14 protein-coding genes are annotated in these 14618 nt (G+C 71.8%); 9 read left to right on the forward strand and 5 right to left on the reverse strand.

Features of this window, described 5'->3' with window-relative positions:
* Positions 1 to 56: 56 nt before the first annotated feature.
* Genes ACFRCR_RS09960 through ACFRCR_RS09970 form a run of 3 tightly spaced genes read right to left on the reverse strand, consistent with a single transcriptional unit; the run spans position 57 to position 1250 of the window.
* The gene (locus ACFRCR_RS09960; RefSeq protein WP_377677181.1) at positions 57 to 440 is read right to left on the reverse strand and encodes a hypothetical protein; all 384 of its coding nucleotides are present in this window, start codon (positions 438 to 440) and stop codon (positions 57 to 59) included.
* 27 nt (positions 441 to 467) lie between these two features.
* A complete protein-coding gene (locus ACFRCR_RS09965; protein ID WP_377677183.1) occupies positions 468 to 773 on the reverse strand; it encodes an SHOCT domain-containing protein in 306 nt (101 codons plus the stop codon).
* A gap of 27 nt (positions 774 to 800) precedes the next feature.
* Positions 801 to 1250 (reverse strand): DUF6325 family protein, encoded by a 450-nt coding sequence (locus ACFRCR_RS09970; RefSeq protein WP_191795454.1) that lies wholly within the window; start codon positions 1248 to 1250, stop codon positions 801 to 803.
* A gap of 256 nt (positions 1251 to 1506) precedes the next feature.
* On the opposite strand from ACFRCR_RS09970, the gene ACFRCR_RS09975 reads away from it, so the two are divergent.
* Positions 1507 to 1827: a carboxymuconolactone decarboxylase family protein gene (locus tag ACFRCR_RS09975; RefSeq protein WP_030153209.1), complete on the forward strand. Its 321-nt coding sequence runs from the start codon at positions 1507 to 1509 to the stop codon at positions 1825 to 1827.
* Positions 1828 to 1831: 4 nt separating this feature from the next.
* Here the strand turns inward: ACFRCR_RS09975 and ACFRCR_RS09980 are convergent, their stop codons facing one another.
* On the reverse strand, positions 1832 to 4087 hold the full coding sequence (locus ACFRCR_RS09980; protein ID WP_377677185.1) for a LuxR C-terminal-related transcriptional regulator: 2256 nt from the start codon (positions 4085 to 4087) through the stop codon (positions 1832 to 1834).
* A 138-nt stretch (positions 4088 to 4225) separates the two neighbouring features.
* Here ACFRCR_RS09980 and ACFRCR_RS09985 point away from each other — a divergent pair, with 138 nt between their 5' ends.
* The 5 genes from ACFRCR_RS09985 to ACFRCR_RS10005 all read left to right on the forward strand — a co-directional run bounded on the left by ACFRCR_RS09985 (position 4226) and on the right by ACFRCR_RS10005 (position 10086).
* On the forward strand, positions 4226 to 6592 hold the full coding sequence (locus ACFRCR_RS09985; protein WP_377677187.1) for an arylsulfatase: 2367 nt from the start codon (positions 4226 to 4228) through the stop codon (positions 6590 to 6592).
* Positions 6593 to 6895: 303 nt separating this feature from the next.
* Positions 6896 to 7408, forward strand: coding sequence for a ribbon-helix-helix protein, CopG family (locus ACFRCR_RS09990; RefSeq protein WP_377677188.1), 513 nt, complete (start codon positions 6896 to 6898; stop codon positions 7406 to 7408).
* 78 nt (positions 7409 to 7486) lie between these two features.
* Positions 7487 to 8335, forward strand: coding sequence for a DUF4097 family beta strand repeat-containing protein (locus tag ACFRCR_RS09995; protein WP_191796471.1), 849 nt, complete (start codon positions 7487 to 7489; stop codon positions 8333 to 8335).
* A gap of 90 nt (positions 8336 to 8425) precedes the next feature.
* Positions 8426 to 9250, forward strand: a complete 825-nt coding sequence (locus ACFRCR_RS10000) for an ABC transporter ATP-binding protein (protein ID WP_377677190.1) — start codon at positions 8426 to 8428, stop codon at positions 9248 to 9250.
* Positions 9247 to 10086: an ABC transporter permease gene (locus tag ACFRCR_RS10005; protein ID WP_377677192.1), complete on the forward strand. Its 840-nt coding sequence runs from the start codon at positions 9247 to 9249 to the stop codon at positions 10084 to 10086. Before ACFRCR_RS10000 ends, ACFRCR_RS10005 begins: the two co-directional genes overlap by 4 nt.
* 118 nt (positions 10087 to 10204) lie before the next feature.
* Here ACFRCR_RS10005 and ACFRCR_RS10010 read toward each other — a convergent pair whose 3' ends face one another.
* Positions 10205 to 10705, reverse strand: coding sequence for a GNAT family N-acetyltransferase (locus ACFRCR_RS10010; RefSeq protein ID WP_377677194.1), 501 nt, complete (start codon positions 10703 to 10705; stop codon positions 10205 to 10207).
* 107 nt (positions 10706 to 10812) lie between these two features.
* Between ACFRCR_RS10010 and ACFRCR_RS10015 the strand changes: the two genes are divergently transcribed.
* From ACFRCR_RS10015 to ACFRCR_RS10025, 3 genes are all read left to right on the forward strand, one after another.
* Positions 10813 to 11754, forward strand: a complete 942-nt coding sequence (locus ACFRCR_RS10015; RefSeq protein ID WP_377677196.1) for a 1-phosphofructokinase family hexose kinase — start codon at positions 10813 to 10815, stop codon at positions 11752 to 11754.
* 22 nt (positions 11755 to 11776) lie between these two features.
* Positions 11777 to 12538, forward strand: coding sequence for a 5'/3'-nucleotidase SurE (gene surE, locus ACFRCR_RS10020; RefSeq protein WP_377677198.1), 762 nt, complete (start codon positions 11777 to 11779; stop codon positions 12536 to 12538).
* A gap of 137 nt (positions 12539 to 12675) precedes the next feature.
* Positions 12676 to 14565, forward strand: a complete 1890-nt coding sequence (locus tag ACFRCR_RS10025; protein WP_377677200.1) for an alkyl/aryl-sulfatase — start codon at positions 12676 to 12678, stop codon at positions 14563 to 14565.
* The last annotated feature ends 53 nt before the right edge of the window (positions 14566 to 14618 follow it).

Consider the following 14618-nt stretch of genomic DNA (forward strand, 5'->3'; position numbering starts at 1 on the left):
GGCCTGTCACCTCGGCCACGTCGGCGCTTCGCTCCGGTCCTGGGACGCCTCGACCCTCAGGCCAGGGCCTTGGCCTTGAGCGCCGCGAACTCGTTCTCGTCGATCACGCCCGAGTCGAGCAGGGCCTTGGCGTGAGCGATCTGTGTGACCGGGGACGAGTCGGCGCCTGCGACACCTCTGATGTAGGCGTCGGTCTGCACCTTGGCCTGCGACATGTCCTGCATCTGGCGCTCGGCCATCCCGCGCCCACGGGCGATGATGTAGATCAGCGCGGAGACGAACGGGACGACGATGAGGGCGACGACCCACAGCGCCTTCCACCAGCCGTTCAGCGTGTGGTCGCGGAAGAGGTCGGCGAGGATCCGGAACAGGATCATCAGGTACATGAAGAAGAAGAACCACCAGACCATCAGCCAGAACCAGTCCATGAAGCTGTCCATGCGAACTCCTCCTCAGGTGGGTGCCGGTCATCCGGCGAGGATCTGAGCCTTCTGCGCCTCGAACTCGGCAGGGCTCAGCACACCCTGGTCGCGCAGCGCGGCGAGCTGCGTGAGCTGGGCGATCTTGGCGTCCATGCCGGCGGGTGCGGGTGCGGGTGCGGGTGCGGGGGCAGGCGGCGGCGTGGCGTAGGTCGGCTGCGGCGCCTGCTGCGGAGGCGGTTCCTCCTGGGCGGCCCAGCGGCCTGCCTGTCGGCGGGAGACGCGGTTGGAGACGGCGGTCGCGGTGCCGGCGACGACGGCGGTTCGCGCGACGCCTCGGATCAGTCCGGGCATGGTGTTCCTCCTCTGTCGGGACGTGGGTCAGGTGGCGTTCTCGGCGGCGTCGAGCGCGGCGAGCACTGCCTGCACCGGGATGCGCCCGCTCGCGACGAGCTGGGCGCCGCCGCGGCGCAGGGCGGACGCGAACGGTGCCGCCCAGACGTTCTCGTAGACCAGGACCGCCGCGGTCCGCCCGGGCTCGACCGCCTCGGCGGCCTCGGTCAGGTCCTCGTGCCCCAGGAGCCCCGACGAGGCACCGGCGAAGATCTCGAGGCCTGTCGATCCGTCGGCGAGCTCGTCGAGCTCGACGCCCACCACGCTCCCGTCCTCCTCCTTGCGCAGCACGAGCAGGTCGAGGACACGGATGGTCCCGCGTTCGACGAGGTCGACGAGCAGGGGGAAGGCCTCGCCCGTCATGGCGTCGGACTCGAACTCGACGACGAGGTAGTCGATCGGTCCGGTGTCCTGCAGGTCGTTCGGGTCCTGGGTCATGGGTCGTCGGTCCTCTCCTCCGGGACCTCGCTCGTCCCTCACGTCAGGGACGCCCCGTGCGGGGAGAGGTCGCACGTGTCGTGTCGCTCCTGCCCAGGATCCGGCGCCACGGCGGGCTGCGTCGTCACGCAGACCGCATGAACTTGGTCGCGCTGCCGGAGGACGGCGCGACCGGATCATGTGATCGGGGTGATGCCAGCGCACCGACGACGTGCGGCAATGGGAGGACGAGACCGGGCGAGAGGATGGCCAGACCGTGGACTACACCGACCGACTTCGGCGCTTCGCGATCAACGACGCGCGCCTCGAGGAGGACCTGGAGCTCGAGTCGACCGTCCTCGAGCCCAAGACGCTCGCGCTGATTCGCCTCGCCGCGCTCGTCGCGGTCGGCGGGGCCGAGCCGACGTACGGCAGCGAGGTCGACGAGGCGGTGACGGCAGGCGCGACCACCGCGGAGATCGTCGACGTCCTCGCGGCGACCATCCCCATCGTCGGACTGCCGGCCGTCGTGGCCGCGGCCCCCAAGCTCGCGCTCGCGCTCGGCTACGACCCGTTCGACGCGCGCGAACCGGGGTGAGCGGTCACGCGCCCAGCAGCCCCCTGGCGAGCGCGCGTTCCACGGCCTCGCTCCGGCTCGAGACACCGAGCTTGCGGTAGATCGAACCGATCTCCGAGCTGGCGGTGTTCCGCGACACGAAGAGCCGCTCGCCGATCTCCCGGATCGTGAGGTGGGTCTGGAGGTAGGGCAGGAGCCGGAGCTCCGCAGGCGTGAGCGGAGGGCCGTGGCCCGCGACGGTGCTCGCGTGCTCGGCCGCGTCGAAGGACTTGCGCAGGTCGGCGGCCTCGTCGGTCAGCACTCCGAGCGCGGGCCGGCGGAGCAGCACGTCGTCGATCTCGCGCAGGAGGTGCCGGACCGCGGCGACGTCCGCGGTGGCCCAGCTCGTCCGTGCGAGCCGTAGACGTACGCGTACCGCGAGCGTCGGGAACGCGTACGTGCAGTACGTCCTGGTGCGCATCCCGCGGGTCAGGAGGTCGTCCGTCAGGGCGAGGTCGTGGTCGTGATGAGCCAGGCGGGCGGCCACGGCGTAGCCGAGCGCGCTCGTGGGGTAGTCGTCCATCCGGTGGCCCCCGATGGCAGCGAGAACCCGCTGGACCCGGAGCCTGGCGTTCTCCCACCGGCCGCGGTCCATGTCGAGGTCGGCGAGCTGCGCCCCGGCGTACACGAGCGTGTCGGCGTCGCCGAGGGCGCTCGCGGCCTCGACGCCGAGCTCGAGGTGTCGGACGGCGGACTCGTCGTCGCCGATCAGGCGGAGCGCGTCCCCGCTCAGCACCAGCGCGGTGTCGCGCCACGAGCTCCACTCTGGCTCTGCCGCCAGGGCGAGGTGGGCGTCGTCGAGCATCCGTTGCGGGCCGTCGGGGCACCGCAGGGCCCGGTACATGGCCCGCGCCGAGTCGAACGAGGCCGACCCGTCCCCAGGGATGCCGTCGAACGTGGCCGCGTCCGCGACGGCTCCCCAGCGCTCGGCGACCCCGGCACGTCCCTCGTACACCGCGACGAAGCCCGCGAGCACGGCGAGCGGCGGGTGCCTGCGGATCGCCTCGTCGCCCAGGATGCCCAGCCACCGGTCGATCGTGGAGATCTGCCCGGCCTGGAAGAGGGACATGACGATCCGGGTGACGAGCCGGGCGGCGCGCTCGCGCTCGCCCGTCGCCAGGAGCTGCTCGACGGCACGCTCCGGCGAACCGTTGGCCTCGTACCAGTCGGCGGCCTTGACCCGGAGGTCGTCGGCGAGGTCGGGCTCGGTCGTCAGGAGGTCGTCGAGCAGCAGCTCGCGGAACAGGGCGTGGTACCGGAACCAGCGGCGGTGCCGGTCGAGCGGGACGAGGAAGAGGTGGGCCGACTCGAGCTCGCGGAGGTGTCGCAGCGACGAGGCCTCACCCAGGACGGCGTCGCACAAGGGGGCGGTGAGGTCGTCGAGCACCGCGGTGCGGCGCAGGAACTGCCTGGTCTCGCCGGGCAGCCGTCGGAGCGTCTCCCGCTGGAGGTAGTCTGCGACGTACCGGTCGGTGCCCGTGACGGCGGCCACGTCCGCGCCGTCCCCGCCGTCGCGCGCGACGAGCGCCGCGAGGTGCACCCCCACGGGCCAGCCCTCGGTCCGCGCCCGGACGGCGTCCGCGACGTGCGGCGTGAGCGGCACGCCGGCCGCAGCGAAGACCTGCGCGGTTCCCTCGGCGTCGAGAGCGAGCTCGCGCACCCCGACCTCGACCGTCCCGTCCGTCGCACGTAGCCGCGCCAGGTGAGGTTGCTCGTCCCGGCTCGCGGCGACGAGCTGCGACCCGTCGGGGATGCCCCCGACCACGATGCCCAGCACGTCGTGGCAGGCCGCGGACCGGACCTCGTGCAGGTCGTCGAGCACGAGGACGAAGGGGACCGGGCTGGTCCGGAGGACCGACGCGAGGCGAGGAGCTGCTCGGCCCAGCAGCGAGGCGTCGGGCCCGACCATGTCCGTGCCGAGGCCAGGCAGCCCGATCCCGTGGCGGGCGAGGGCGGAGGCCAGCACGGACAGGAGAGCGCGGGGGGCGTCGTCGAACCGGTCGAGCGTGATCCAGACGACCGTCCTGGGGTCTGTCCGAGCCCATTCCGCGAGGAGCGTGGACTTGCCGTAGCCGGGAGGAGCGGTGACCCCGACGACCCGTCGCCCGCTGGCACGCGCCGCGTCGATCAGGGCAGCCCGGCTCACGTCGGGGGCACGATGCCGAGGCACGGCGAACTTGACGCCGACGAACAGGTCGTCGAGATCCTCGGACGCAGGCGCCGTCACCGGCTCGTCGCTCACCACTCCACGGTAGGACTGCCGTCGATGGTGCGCCTGGGGACGGCGCGCCGTCACCCTGTCTGGGTGATGTGCTCCAAGGCGCTCGTTCCTAGCGTGGGGGAGGACCGTGTCCAGCGTCCGACCGAGCGGAGTTCCCTCATGCGTCCCGACAAGCACGCACGCAGCATGCTGCCCATCCCGGACCGTCCGGACCCGGGGCTCACGACCTACGACGCGAAGGACCCCGACACGTCGTACCCACCGATCGAGCCGCTGCTGCCGCCCGAGGGGGCTCCGAACGTCCTGATCGTCCTGCTCGACGACGTGGGGTTCGGCGCGTCGAGCGCTTTCGGCGGGCCGTGCCGGACCCCGAACGCCGAGCGCCTGGCCGCGGGAGGGCTCACGTACAACCGGTTCCACACCACGGCGCTGTGCGCGCCGACCCGCGCTGCGATGCTCAGCGGGCGCAACCACCACTCGGTGGGCATGGGCAGCATCACCGAGACCGCGACCTCGGCGCCTGGGAACAGTTCGCTCAAGCCGAACACCAAGGCCCCGCTCGCCATGACGCTCAAGCTCAACGGGTACTCGACCGCGCAGTTCGGCAAGTGCCACGAGGTCCCGGTCTGGCAGTCCTCGCCCCTGGGGCCGTTCGACGCCTGGCCTTCGGGGGGCGGGGGCTTCGAGAGGTTCTACGGGTTCATCGGCGGCGAGAACAACCAGTGGGACCCGGCGCTGTACGACGGGACGACGGCCGTCGAGCCGCCCGCGACGCCAGAGGAGGGGTATCACCTGACCGAGGACCTGGCCGACCATGCGATCAGCTGGATCCGCTCGCAGAAGGCACTCATGCCTGACCGGCCGTTCTTCGCCTACTTCGCCCCCGGGGCGACGCACGCGCCGCACCACGTCCCGAAGGAGTGGGCCGACCGGTACGCGGGCGCGTTCGACGACGGCTGGGACGCTCTGCGCGAGCGGACGCTCGCCCGCCAGAAGGAGCTGGGCGTCGTCCCCGCAGGTGCCGAGCTCACCCCCCGCCACTCGGAGATTCCTGCGTGGGACGACATGCCTGATGAGCTCAAGCCCGTCCTTGCTCGCGAGATGGAGGTGTACGCGGGCTTCCTCGAGCACACCGACCACCACGTGGGGCGCGTGATCGATGCAATCGACGACCTCGGGGTGCTCGACGACACGATCGTCTACTACATCATCGGCGACAACGGAGCCTCGGCCGAGGGGACCCTCAACGGTGCCTTCAACGAGATGGCGAACTTCAACGGCATGGCCGGGCTCGAGACCACCGAGTTCATGCTCTCCAAGATGGACGAGTTCGGGTCTCCGTCCTCCTACAACCACTACGCGGTCGGTTGGGCGCACGCGATGGACACGCCCTTCCAGTGGACCAAGCAGGTGGCCTCGCACTGGGGCGGTACGCGCAACGGCACCATCGTGCACTGGCCGAACGGGATCACGGGCAAGGGCGGGCTGCGCAGTCAGTTCACCCACGTCATCGACGTCGCGCCGACGATCCTCGAGGCCGCGGGCCTGCCCGAGCCGACCATGGTCAACGGCGTCCTCCAGTCACCCATGGAGGGCACGAGCATGCTCTACTCGTTCGCGAGCGCCGACGAGCCCGAGCGCCACGACCTCCAGTACTTCGAGATGTTCGGCAACCGAGGGGTCTACTTCAAGGGCTGGAGCGCGGTCACCAAGCACCGCACCCCGTGGGTGCTGCTCGGCGGCACGACGGTCGCGTTCGACGACGACGTCTGGGAGCTCTACGACGGCACCGGTGACTACAGCCAGGCGCGCGACCTCTCGAGAGAGCATCCCGAGAAGCTGCACGAGCTCCAGCGACTCTGGCTGATCGAGGCGGTCAAGTACAACGTGCTCCCGCTCGACGACCGCACGGGCGAACGGCTCAGCTCCGACCTCGCGGGGCGCCCGACGCTCGTCCACGGCAACAGCCAGCTGCTGTTCCCGGGCATGGGCAGGCTCTCCGAGAACAGCGTGCTCAACATCAAGAACAAGTCGTTCTCGGTCACCGCGGAGATCGAGGTCCCCGATGGCGGTGCGCACGGCGTGATCGTGGCACAGGGCGGCCGGTTCGGCGGGTGGAGCGTCTACGTCAAGGACGGACGGGCGAGGTTCGTCTACAACGTCCTCGGGATCCAGGAGTTCGGGACCGAGGCCGACGCGCCGGTCCCGGCAGGCACGCACCAGGTCCGCATGGAGTTCGTGTACGACGGCGGAGGTCTCGGCAAGGGCGGGGACGTCACGCTGTTCTACGACGGCAACCAGGTCGGTGCAGGTCGCGTCGAGGCCACCCAGGCCATGATCTTCTCCGCGGACGAGACCACGGACGTCGGCTACGAGTCGGGGACGCCTGTCAGCCCCGACTACACGCCCCGCACCAGCAGGTTCACGGGCAAGATCCGCTGGGTCCAGATCGATCTGGGCGACGACGACCACGACCACTTCATCGACCCCGACGAGCGCCTGCGGATCGCGATGGCGCGACAGTGACCCGTCGACCCGTCGACCCGTCGACCCGTCGCCCCGTCGACCGGTCCACCCGTCGTCCCGTCCCACGATCGTCACGGCTCCCGCCCTGCCCGACGGCGCCGCTCACCATCACATGGAGCGGCGCCGTCGCGCTCCACGAGCCCCTCCGGAGGGTGCTGCCGAGGAGCGGTCGCCAGAGCCATGTCGGGGATTGATGCCCTGACCTGCATCTTTGCTGCAGTGGCGTCGCAGTGACACCACTTTCTGAAATGAATGACGCCATATCTCTTGCGGTGACACCACGCGTGGTGTCATAGTGGCGTCATGGAACTTACGAGATACGTCGACGAGCTGCAGCACCAGCTCGCCACCGCAGCCGCCGCGGGCGGGGACGAGGCACGTGAGCTCGCCGGCCGCCTCTCCGCCCCGCTCGACGCCGCCGTCCGGCTCGTCCTGCTCGAAGCCCTCTCGACCGCGGCCGGCGAGATCACGGCCGAGCTCGCGCCGGGTGCGGTCGACGTCCGGCTCCGCGGCCGCGACCCCGAGTTCATCGTGACTCCCGCACCCGCCTCGGCCTTCGAGGAGGACTCCACCCCGTCGGCCGAGCCGGCCCGCCCGGCAGCGCTCGACCCTGATGACGTCAGCACGTCCCGCACGACGCTCCGCCTGCCCGACCAGCTCAAGGCGCAGGTCGAGGAAGCGGCAGCCCGCGAGGGCATGTCCGTCAACACGTGGCTCGTGCGCGCGGTCGCCGCCGCGCTCGCCCCCGCCGTCCCCTCGCGCCCGGCTCCCCGGGCCACCAGCACCTCCGGCCGCATGACCGGCTGGGTGCGCTGACCCACCGCCCGACACCACCACCATCCCCGCGCCCCGCCACCCCGGGGCGGACACGCTCACCCCTCTGGAGGATCCGTCATGCCCACTTTCGCCGCCCCCACGCCCGTCCCGGTCGTCATCGACGTCCCCTTCGGCAACCTGTACGTCGTCGCCGGCGAACGGGACGACGTCGTCGTGACCGTCCTCCCGGCGGACCCGAGCAAGTCCGGCTCGGTCCGCGCCGCCGAGGAGACCCGTGTCGAGCGCGACGGCGACGCCATCGCGATCGTCTACCCCAACGCCTGGAAGCAGTACGTCCTGCCGTTCGCCTCCGGTGGTGCGAAGGTCACCATCGAGGTTCCCGCCGGGTCGGACCTGCGCGGAAAGGCAGGATCCCTCTACGCGGAGGGCCGGCTCGGGACCGTCGACCTCAACCTCAACGGCGGCAACGCCCGGCTCGACGACGTCGACCGCCTCGACATCAAGGTCTCGGCCGGGTCGCTCAGCGTGGGCCGGGTCTCCGGCACCGTCGACGCCGTGGTCTCGGCGGGTGGCCTGCGCGTCCGCGAGCTCGACGGCGACGCGACCGTCAAGGTGCCCAACGGCACCACCGAGATCGGTAGGACCACCGGGAGCCTGCGCGTCAACGGCGCGCACGGCGACATCTCGATCGACCGGTCGCACGGCGACACGGTCGTCAGGTGCGCGCACGGCGGGATCCGTGTCGAGCAGGCCGTGAACGGTCGCGTCCAGCTCGAGAGCTCGTACGGCTCGATCGAGGTCGGAGTGCCCGAGGGCACGGCCGCCTGGCTCGACGCGACCTCGCAGCACGGCCAGGTCCGCAACCTCCTGCAGGACGCGGCCGGTCCCGGCGAGTCCGACCTGACGGTCGAGGTCCGCGCAGGCACCAGCTACGGCGACGTGATCGTGCGGCGCCCGCACGCCTGAGGCCGCCCCTCCTCCCCGTCCCCACCAGAAGTGCTCTCACCGCTCGTCCCTGCTCCACCCGCTCGTCCACCACCCTCGAAGGAGAAGCTCATGACCACCACAGTCCGCGGACCCGCGATCGAGGTCGCCGGCCTGCGCAAGTCCTACCGTTCGAAGTCCGGCACCCAGCTCGTGCTCGACGGCGTCGACCTCGTCGTCCCTGCCGGGACGATCACCGCGCTGCTGGGCCCCAACGGCTCGGGCAAGACCACGACCGTCGGCGTCCTGTCGACCCTGCTCGCCGCCGACGCCGGCACGGTCCGCGTCGCGGGCCACGACATCGCCCGTGAGCCGGACGCCGTGCGCGCCTCGATCGGCGTGACCGGCCAGATCACGGCCGTCGACGAGCTGCTCACCGGCACCGAGAACCTGCGGCTCATGGCTGACCTGAACCACCTCGGGAAGTCCGCTGGACGCCGCCGGGCGACCGTGCTGCTCGAGCAGTTCGGCCTCGCCGAGGCCGCGGGCAAGCCCGTGGCCACCTACTCCGGGGGAATGAAGCGCAAGCTCGACCTCGCGATGACGCTCGTCGGAGCCCCGTCGGTCGTCTTCCTCGACGAGCCGACGACGGGTCTCGACCCGCGCAGTCGTCGCACCCTGTGGGACGAGGTGCGCGCGCTCGTCGAGGGGGGCACCACGATCCTGCTCACCACGCAGTACCTCGAGGAGGCGGACCGGCTCGCCGACTCCGTCGCGGTCCTCCACGGCGGCCGCATCGTCGCCGAGGGCACGCCCGCCGAGCTCAAGTCCGTGCACGACGCGGGCTCGCTCGACGAGGTCTTCCTCGCACTGACCGAACCGCCCACCGAGGAGGAGGCCGGCACCGATGCCGCTGCCGCCGCCGGTCCGACACAGGACAAGGAGAACGTCCGATGACTGCCATCGCCACCACCGCCCCCACCACCACGGCCCGGCCCCGTCCGGTCGCCGACGTCGGGATCATGCTGCGCCGCAGCCTGCTGCGCGCCGTGCGCTACCCGGGCCTGACGGTCTTCATCGTCGGCGGCCCGATGGTCATGCTCCTGCTGTTCGTCTACGTCTTCGGCGGAGCCTTCGGCGCGGGCGTCGCCCCCGGGATCACGCCGGGCGCCGACGGCCGGGCCGCCTACCTCGACTACATCACGCCGACCCTCCTCGTCATCACCGTCGTCGGGGGAGCGACGTCGGTCGCCGTGAGCGCTGCGATGGACGCCGCGAGCGGCATCATGGCCAGGTTCAAGACCATGGCGATCTCCCCGGGATCCATCCTCTCGGGGCACGTCCTCGGGTTCGCCGTGCAGGCCATGATCGCCGTGGTCCTCGTGCTGGGCGCCGCGATCGCCATGGGCTACCGCCCCGAGGCCGACGCGCTCGACTGGCTGGCGCTCGCGGGAATGTTCGTCCTGCTCGGGATCTGCCTCAACTGGCTGTGCGTCGCCATGGGTCTGGGCGCCCGCAGCGTCGAGACCGCGAGCAACACGCCCATGATCCTGCTGCTCCTGCCGTTCCTGGGCAGCGGGTTCGTGCCCGTCGAGACCATGCCGACGGCCGTGCGCTGGTTCGCCGAGCACCAGCCCTTCACGCCCATCATCGACACCGTGCGCGGGCTGCTCGCCGGGGGAGCGGGGCTCGAGGGGGCGACCGTCGTGCAGGCCGTGGCCTGGTCCGTCGTGATCGGCGTCGCAGGCTACGTGTGGTCACGCGCGCTCTTCCGCCGCGAGCGTCGCGTCTGAGGTGGACGCCGCCCCGCGTCGCCGGGCGTGATCCAGCGGTCTCCGGGGCCGAGCCGTCAGGGCTCGACCCCGGAGGTCGTCGGCGTTCGCGGTCCTCGGGGTCCTGGACGGCCGGGTCCTACAGGTCGCGATACATGATGTGGAGCCCGACGAGACCGGCCGTGGGGTGCGCGAACGCGTCGGGCACGGTCGTCAGGATCTCGAACCCGAAGGACTCCCAGAGCCGCACGGCGCGCTCGTTGGTCTCGACGACGGCGTTGAACTGCATCGCGAGGTATCCGTCGGCGCGGGCGCCGTCGAGCACCGCGTTCGCGAGGGCGCGTCCGACGCCTCGTCCACCGCTGCCCGGCCCGACGACGAAGCTCGCGTTCGCGACGTGGGCGCCCGCACCCGGAAGGTTGGGCAGGTACTTCGCCGTGCCGACCACCGCACCGTCCGCGTCCACAGCGACGAGCACACGGGCTCCCGGAGAGGCCGTCCATGCCGTGCGGGCGTCCGCCTCGCCGATGTCGCGAGGGTAGGTGTAGGTCTCGCCCGCGCGGAAGGCGGGCTCGAGCACGCGCCAGATCCCGGGCCAGTCGTCGGACGCCGCTGTGCGGACCTCGATCTCTGGGCTCACGCTGCCGAGCCTAGTCGCGCCCTGGGTGGCGTCGCGTGTGACCAGCCGCACACCTCGACAACGCCCTTCGCCGGGTGACCGTGGAGCACCCGACCTAGGCTCGGTCGATGACGACGGACCCCCGTGAACCGACCGTGTGCGTGCTCGCGCTCACGCCTCTCCTGGCGATCGAGATCGAGCCCGCCGGGCCGCACGAGACGTCGCCCGAGATCCATGTGCACCCCGGCGGCCAGGGGTTGTGGCTCGCTCGCATGGCGTACTCGCTCGGGGCGCACGCGATCGTGTGCGGGCCGTTCGGCGGGGAGACCGGGTCGGTGGCCGCGCACCTGGCCCGCGCCGAGAACCTCGACCTGCGCGTGACCTCGACCGGCGCCAACGGCGCGTTCGTGCACGACCGGCGCGGCGGCGAGCGCGCCGAGGTCGTGGCCATGGAGCCCTTCCCCCTGAACCGGCACGAGGTCGACGACCTGTACGGCACGGTGCTCGTGGCGGCGCTCGACGCCGCGGTCACGATCCTCACCGGGTCCAGCACGCCCGTGGGCGTCCCGCCGGACTTCTTCGGCCGGCTGACCAAGGACCTTCATGCAGCCGAGCGTCAGGTCGTGGCGGACCTCTCGGGGGCCGAGGCTCACGCCGTCGCCCGGGAGCCCGGCGCGGTCCTGAAGATCAGTCACGAGGAGATGGTCGAGGGCGGTTTCGCGCCCGACGACGGCGAGCGGTCCCTGCGCACGGCGGCGGACGAGATGGTCGCGGCGGGGCCGCGTGCCGTGATCGTCTCGCGGGCGGAGGCGCCGTCGCTCCTGGTGACGCGGGAGCGCAGCTACACCGTGCAGAGCCCGTCCGTCACGACCGTGGACCACCGCGGGGCGGGCGACTCGATGACGGCGGGGATCGCCGTCGGGCTGGCGCGGGGCATGGACCTGCCCGACGCCGTGCGCCTGGGCGCAGCCGCCGGGGCCCTCAACGTGACCCGCCGCGGTCTGGGCACGGGGCACCGTGACCAGATCGAACGCTTCGCGCACCGCGTGACGGTGCGCGAGACCCGCTGACCACCCGGACGACAAGGAGGCCATGATGCGCGCACTCATCACCAACGACGACGGGATCGACTCCCCGGGCCTGGCCGTGCTGGCCGGGGCCGCGCTCGACGCGGGGTACGAGGTCGTGGTCGCGGCACCCGCGCGTGAGTCCTCGGGGGCGAGCGCGTCCCTGCTGGGGGCCGAGGAGGACGGCCGCCTGGTCGTCGAGCCGCGCCGGGCCCCCGGCCTGCCCGACGGCGTGACGTCCCTCGCCGTGCGGGCCGCCCCCGCGCTCATCGCCTTCGTCGCGGCGTACGGCGGCTTCGGCGCGAGGCCGGACCTCGTCCTGTCGGGCGTGAACAAGGGCGCGAACACGGGCAACGCGATCCTGCACTCGGGGACCGTGGGCGCGGCCATGTCCGCCACGACCCACGGCATCGCGTCGGTCGCGGTGTCGATGGACGCCGCCGAGCCCCGCCACTGGGAGACCGCGCGCCTCGTGACGGACCACGTCGTGGAGTGGGTGGCCCGCACCCCGCTCGGCCGCCGGGTCGTCAACGTCAACGTCCCCGACCGCGCCCCGGGCGACCTCCGGGGTCTGCGCCAGGCACCGCTCGCGAGCTTCGGGCTGGTCCAGGCACGCATCCACGAGAACGACGACCGCAACCTGACGCTCCAGTACTCGGGCACGGAGCGGCACTCCGAGCCGGACTCCGACACGGGCCTGCTCACGCGGGGCTGGGCGACCGTGACGCTGCTGCTCGCGCCGTACGCCGACGTGAGCCTCGAGGTGCCCGGGCTGTCCGTGCGGTGAGCAGCGCGTCTCCGGGCGCGCGGTCGACCTGACGTACAGGTGCACGCACGGGGTGTGCCGACCCGGTCGGCGGGGCGTCGAGAACCCCCTCACCGGTTGCGGGTGCGCACTGCGTGGGTGGCTGCAATGCTGCCAGCATGTCATCAGCCAAGCCAGCTTCCCCCGCCATCGTCCGGCAGCAGCAGGTCGTGCGAGACAGCCTGCCCTTCCACGACACCCAGGACTTCGACGACGCCGGTCGCGGGCTCCTCGGCCGACGAACACCGAACGCGGTGACCGCTGCGGACGGTCGCGTCGTCTGGGACAACGACACGTACGACTTCCTCCAGGGCGAGGCCCCGGACACGGTCAACCCGAGCCTGTGGCGCCAGTCCCGGCTCGTCGCGACGCAGGGTCTGTTCGAGGTCGTCGAGGGCATCTACCAGGTACGTGGCTTCGACCTCTCCAACGTCACCTTCATCGAGGGCGAGACCGGCGTGATCGTGCTGGACCCGCTGCTCTCGGCCGAGACGGCCGCCGCCGCGATCGCGCTGTACCGCGAGCACCGCGGCGACCGTCCCGTCACGGGCGTCGTCTACACCCACTCGCACGTCGACCACTTCGGCGGGGTCAAGGGGGTCACGACCCAGGAGGACGTCGACTCCGGTCGCGTCCCGGTCCTCGCCCCCGAGGGGTTCACCGAGCACGCCGTCGCCGAGAACGTGTACGCAGGCACGGCCATGGGGCGCCGCGCGGGGTACATGTACGGCGCCGCGCTCGCCCGCGGCCCGCAGGGACAGGTCGGGGCCGGCCTCGGACAGACGACGTCGACCGGCACCATCACCTTGATCCCCCCGACGGTCGACATCACCACGACCGGTGAGGAGAAGACGGTCGACGGCGTCCGGATGGTCTTCCAGATGGCCCCCGACACCGAGGCGCCGTCGGAGATGCTCGTCTGGTTCCCGGACCACAAGGCGCTCTGCGCCGCGGAGGACGCGACGCACAACCTGCACAACCTGCTGACCCTGCGCGGCGCCGTCGTGCGCGACCCGCACGCGTGGGCGAGCTACCTCACCGAGGTGATCGACCTCTTCGGCACCGAGGCCGAGGCCGTCTTCGCGTCGCACCACTGGCCCACCTGGGGCAACGCTCGGATCGTCGAGTACCTCTCGCTCCAGCGCGACCTCTACGCGTACCTGCACGACCAGACGCTCCGCATGCTGAACCAGGGCCTGACGGGCGCCGAGATCGCCGAGCAGATGGTCCTGCCACCCGCGCTCGAGAACTCCTGGCACGCACGGGGGTACTACGGTTCCGTGAGCCACAACGTCAAGGCCGTCTACCAGCGGTACATGGGCTGGTACGACGGCAACCCGTCGAACCTGTGGCGGCACACCCCTGTCGAGGCGGGCAAGCGCTACGTCGAGCTGGGTGGTGGGGCGGCCGCCGTCGTCGCCAAGGCCCAGGTCGCGTTCGACGAGGGGGACTACCGCTGGGTCGCGGAGATCCTGAACCACGTCGTCTTCGCCGAGCCCGATCACACCGGGGCCCGTGAGCTGCTCGCGGACACCTACGAACAGCTCGGCTACGGGTCGGAGAACGGCACCTGGCGCAGCGTCTACCTCTCGGGTGCGACCGAGCTGCGCGACGGCCCGTTCGGTACGCCGACCGTCGCGGCCTCGTCGGACATGCTCGCGCAGCTGTCCCCGGCCATGCTCTTCGACGCCCTGGCGATCCAGGTCGACGGGCCGCGGGCATGGGACGAGAGGGTGACGATCGACGTCGTGCTGACGGACGTCGACGAGCGCTACCGGCTGTGGCTGCGCAACGGTGTCCTCACGTACAGCGCCGCCCCGCAGAAGGGTGCCGCTGACGTCACGCTCACCGGGACCAGGCGCGCTCTACCGATCCTGGCGAGCGGAGACGTCACGCCGGACACGCTCGCCCAGGCGGGCATCGAGCTCAGCGGCGACTCCTCCGTGCTCGGCCGGCTCGCCGCGGTCCTGGACCCGGGCGACAAGGACTTCGCGATCGTCACTCCCTGACGGTCAGGGGCCGTGCCGGCCGGCGCCCTGGTGACCGGCACGGACCCTGCGGG

The sequence above is a fragment of the Oerskovia sp. NPDC056781 genome, from assembly GCF_042789955.1.
GTDB lineage: Bacteria > Actinomycetota > Actinomycetes > Actinomycetales > Cellulomonadaceae > Oerskovia > Oerskovia rustica.

Coding starts and splice junctions, on each gene's coding strand:
- ACFRCR_RS10025 (WP_377677200.1), top strand. CDS start 12,676: ATGTCATCAGCCAAGCCAGCTTCCCCCGCCATCGTCCGGCAGCAGCAG.
- surE (WP_377677198.1), top strand. CDS start 11,777: ATGATGCGCGCACTCATCACCAACGACGACGGGATCGACTCCCCGGGC.
- ACFRCR_RS09995 (WP_191796471.1), top strand. CDS start 7,487: ATGCCCACTTTCGCCGCCCCCACGCCCGTCCCGGTCGTCATCGACGTC.
- ACFRCR_RS09970 (WP_191795454.1), bottom strand. CDS start 1,250: ATGACCCAGGACCCGAACGACCTGCAGGACACCGGACCGATCGACTAC.
- ACFRCR_RS10000 (WP_377677190.1), top strand. CDS start 8,426: ATGACCACCACAGTCCGCGGACCCGCGATCGAGGTCGCCGGCCTGCGC.
- ACFRCR_RS09985 (WP_377677187.1), top strand. CDS start 4,226: ATGCGTCCCGACAAGCACGCACGCAGCATGCTGCCCATCCCGGACCGT.
- ACFRCR_RS09960 (WP_377677181.1), bottom strand. CDS start 440: ATGGACAGCTTCATGGACTGGTTCTGGCTGATGGTCTGGTGGTTCTTC.
- ACFRCR_RS10015 (WP_377677196.1), top strand. CDS start 10,813: ATGACGACGGACCCCCGTGAACCGACCGTGTGCGTGCTCGCGCTCACG.
- ACFRCR_RS10005 (WP_377677192.1), top strand. CDS start 9,247: ATGACTGCCATCGCCACCACCGCCCCCACCACCACGGCCCGGCCCCGT.
- ACFRCR_RS09990 (WP_377677188.1), top strand. CDS start 6,896: ATGGAACTTACGAGATACGTCGACGAGCTGCAGCACCAGCTCGCCACC.
- ACFRCR_RS09965 (WP_377677183.1), bottom strand. CDS start 773: ATGCCCGGACTGATCCGAGGCGTCGCGCGAACCGCCGTCGTCGCCGGC.